The following is a 2,985-nucleotide window of genomic DNA, read 5'->3' as shown; positions in this document are numbered from 1 at the left end:
CTGCTATCAAGTCGAGCTACGCGAGGGGTCACACGCCGGCCATCGAGTGGCCTCGAAGGACTCGTTCGACCCGATCCAACAGCTCGCTGGGGTTGTCGTCGGCACCGTCTTTCCAGGCGACGAGTGCGTTGAGAAGGTTGACCGGCCGAACGGTCAGCCGCAGGCCGAGGATGACGGTCTTGGTGGCCTCGGTGCCGACATCTACGGGGCGGTAGGTGATTGCGACTTGCAGCGACAAAGCGCTCACAATCGGGACGATCTTGGGCTCGATCGACTCGACCAGCTCACGCCGGATTTCGGTCAACTGACCCCGTCGCTCGGGCGACCGCACGGTCAACGTCGACGGGGTGATGCAGAGAAGACTTCGAAGCCACATACGGACGATGCCGTACACGGTCAGCGGGGTCGCGCCCAGAAGAAGAAAGATCCCGCCCGGCCGCAGCCACGCCGGATTGCCAGAAGCGCCCCCCGCCGCAACCATGGCGATCCCCATCAGCGGGATCAGCACTAGTGCGCTGTACGCGTTGCCCTCGTACCAGGGCACGTAGCGGCAGACAATCTCGTCGCCGGATCTGCTCACGCCAGCACGAAAAATCCGACGCTGCCCAACGACGATGATGCCGACCGTGCAGAATCCTATGAGAGACCAGTACCACTGCCCTCCCGCCCGCAATGCCACCACGGCGAACAGTAATAAAACCGCGGCGAAGGTGTAGCGGAGCATGCGCCCCCAACGGCCTTTCCTCCCGCCGCTGGCTATCACTGGCCGTCTCGGGTGGTGATTGCCGGCACGACGCCGCGGTGACCCGCGGGCGCGGGACCTGCCGTCGCACTCGGCCGGACGGTCAGCCAGATGTGTGCGCGGTTCACCGGTGAATCGTGTCGCGCGGTCACCGTGAGTTGCGCGATCAGTGTGTCCTGCCCCGTCGTGATGATCCGGGTTTGTGACGCGCTGTCGATCGTGCCGAGCTCATGGGCGATCCGCATTGCGAGTGATCCTTGAACCCCGGCAGCATCACCGGCCGGGCCGAGTTCGCGGCTCAGTTCGCGACATCCCGGCGCCGACTGCAGCTGCTGGTCAGCCAGCATCGTAAACACTTCAGCGGGGTCCAGTGAGGCCGCGACGCGATGCATCGTCAACACCGCGTTAGCGCAAAACTCCTTGATGCACGGGTCGTCGCGATTGGCCCACACACGGACCCCGACGGCGGAGTCAAACGGCTCCCAGCCCGGCGGCACCCCCACCTCGACGAGAAAATCGGCGAACCGGTTGACCGGAGACACAGCGAGGCCGCGCTTCTGCACGAACTCATCGAATCGCATCGCCGTCGTCCTACCCGAAACCGAAGACCGATTCCACGCCGCGCACCGCGCTACCGACCGCATCCGCGACCGGCTGCCAGGCCGCTTCGACGAACTTGGATGCACCCAAGGCGGCGCCCGCTCCGATAACGGCACCCACCGCCAGGCCAACCGCGGTCCCTGCACCCGGAACGAGCGAACCGATCACTGCACCAGTCTCCGCGCCCGCCCACAGCCCGGCGGCGACACCTGCGCCCTCACGGGTGATGGCCTCGGCCGCCGAGTCGCCGTCATGGATGTCGGACATGACGGCCGGTACCGCGCTGGCCGCACCAACCACCCCGCCGATTCGGGAGAACCCCTTGAGTTCGACTCCGCCGATCTGTGGATCCTCCAGCCACTTCAACAAGCCCGGGGAAGCCTTACCCGGACCCGTACCGGGAGACTCCTCGATCAACTGCAGCGTCGTCTGACGCACACCCTCGGCGGTACCACCGGCGACCGCACCCGCAGCACCGATCGCCACATCCCCCTTCGTCACGGTCAGCCCGGGATCCTCGCCGGCGTGAGCGCCGGCTCCCGGTGCCGGCGTTGGAGGCAATCGGCCGGCGCTGCCGTCGGCTTCCGCGTTGGGCTTTCGAGGCGAAGACGCGGCCCCAGCGTCACTGTCGGTGCCGAGCTGGGGGTCGCTGACGGCGGTGCGCATCGCAGCGGCCAGCTCGTGGTCGGTGCTGTGCGCCTTGAACTTCACCGCGTCGAGATCGGTTTGAAGGATCTGGCGCTGCAGCTCGGCTTCCCGCGAGCCCATCAGCACAGCAGCGGTATCGCCGACATCGACCTTCCAGTCCTCGGTGATGGTAAAGCCCAGTTGCTCGGCGGCCTGGTCGATTTCGCTCATCATCGCCTTGCAGGCCTGCACGTCCGCCACGGCCGTGCTCACCGCGGCGCCCACCTGTGTCGACTCGCGGCCGTCGTTGTCGATGTCGGTGCGCAGCGCGCCCAGGCTGCGGTGAAACGCCGAGCCGGCCTCGCCCTGCCAGTCGAGGAGCAGCTGGCCCGTCTGGCCCAGATCCTCCCCGAACCGGTACAGGGTCTTCGCGCGGTTGGTGGCTACCTGGAACACCTTGAGCACCGCCGCGGCGTCCCAGCGGCGCACGTCGTCGGGGGTCAGCCCGCTCATCGCGGGCAGATCGACGACAGCGCCTGCGCGCTGTGTTCCTCGTTGGTGGTGAAGGCGGTCCCCGCGGTGGCCATGTGGTAGGCCAATTCGCCGGTCCGGCGTTTGTGCTGGGTGTGGCGGATCTCCCAGCGCGCCATCACTTCCGACAGCGCCTTGGCCGACTCTCCGATCCAGCCCGGCGCGGCGTCAGCCAGCTGGTCCTCGTGGACGATGAAGTCGATCGCAGCGTCGCCCACACCGGTCTCCAGCTGGGCGCTGCCTGCGGCCACCGCCGCCGGGTCCACCCGGATTAACTCCGCCGCCATCGGCGCACCTTCCCAACGCGACTTTAGAGAAAATCGTAGCGGTGCTGCTTACCGCTGGCGAACACAAACGTTTACGCGCACCGTGCAGCTGATATGGACGGCGTTTTCGTCAAGGGGCGAGATACCCACAACGCGTAGTCGACGCCAACCTAGTGTCCCGCGCCGTTAATTCGTTTTATTAATCTTCCAATGGACTCC

At 66.5% G+C, this 2,985-nt stretch carries 4 protein-coding genes; all 4 read right to left on the bottom strand.

Going from position 1 to position 2,985, the window contains the following annotated elements; translation table 11 throughout:
- Window positions 1–28 precede the first annotated feature (28 nt).
- Genes F6Q13_RS17020 through F6Q13_RS17005 form a run of 4 tightly spaced genes read right to left on the bottom strand, consistent with a single transcriptional unit; the run spans window position 29 to window position 2,787 of the window.
- Window positions 29–724 (bottom strand): hypothetical protein, encoded by a 696-nt coding sequence (locus F6Q13_RS17020; protein WP_293059069.1) that lies wholly within the window; start codon window positions 722–724, stop codon window positions 29–31.
- Window positions 725–759: 35 nt separating this feature from the next.
- Window positions 760–1,323 carry an LpqN/LpqT family lipoprotein gene (locus F6Q13_RS17015; protein WP_293059066.1) on the bottom strand — a complete coding sequence of 188 codons (564 nt, stop codon included), beginning with the start codon at window positions 1,321–1,323 and terminating at the stop codon, window positions 760–762.
- A gap of 10 nt (window positions 1,324–1,333) precedes the next feature.
- On the bottom strand, window positions 1,334–2,482 hold the full coding sequence (locus F6Q13_RS17010) for a hypothetical protein (RefSeq protein ID WP_293059064.1): 1,149 nt from the start codon (window positions 2,480–2,482) through the stop codon (window positions 1,334–1,336).
- The gene (locus F6Q13_RS17005; protein ID WP_293059061.1) at window positions 2,479–2,787 is read right to left on the bottom strand and encodes an RNA 2'-phosphotransferase; all 309 of its coding nucleotides are present in this window, start codon (window positions 2,785–2,787) and stop codon (window positions 2,479–2,481) included. The genes F6Q13_RS17010 and F6Q13_RS17005 overlap by 4 nt, the downstream gene beginning before the upstream one ends.
- Between the last annotated feature and the right edge of the window lie 198 nt (window positions 2,788–2,985).

It is taken from the genome of Mycobacterium sp. (assembly GCF_008709575.1).
In the GTDB taxonomy this organism is placed as follows: Bacteria; Actinomycetota; Actinomycetes; order Mycobacteriales; family Mycobacteriaceae; genus Mycobacterium.
Note: the sequence above shows the minus strand (reverse complement) of the source record. Positions and strands in the feature narration are given on the sequence as shown.

Excerpts from the sequence above, each read along its gene's own strand:
- F6Q13_RS17010 (WP_293059064.1), bottom strand. The coding sequence starts at position 2,482 with ATGAGCGGGCTGACCCCCGACGACGTGCGCCGCTGGGACGCCGCGGCG.
- F6Q13_RS17005 (WP_293059061.1), bottom strand. The coding sequence starts at position 2,787 with ATGGCGGCGGAGTTAATCCGGGTGGACCCGGCGGCGGTGGCCGCAGGC.
- F6Q13_RS17020 (WP_293059069.1), bottom strand. The coding sequence starts at position 724 with ATGCTCCGCTACACCTTCGCCGCGGTTTTATTACTGTTCGCCGTGGTG.
- F6Q13_RS17015 (WP_293059066.1), bottom strand. The coding sequence starts at position 1,323 with ATGCGATTCGATGAGTTCGTGCAGAAGCGCGGCCTCGCTGTGTCTCCG.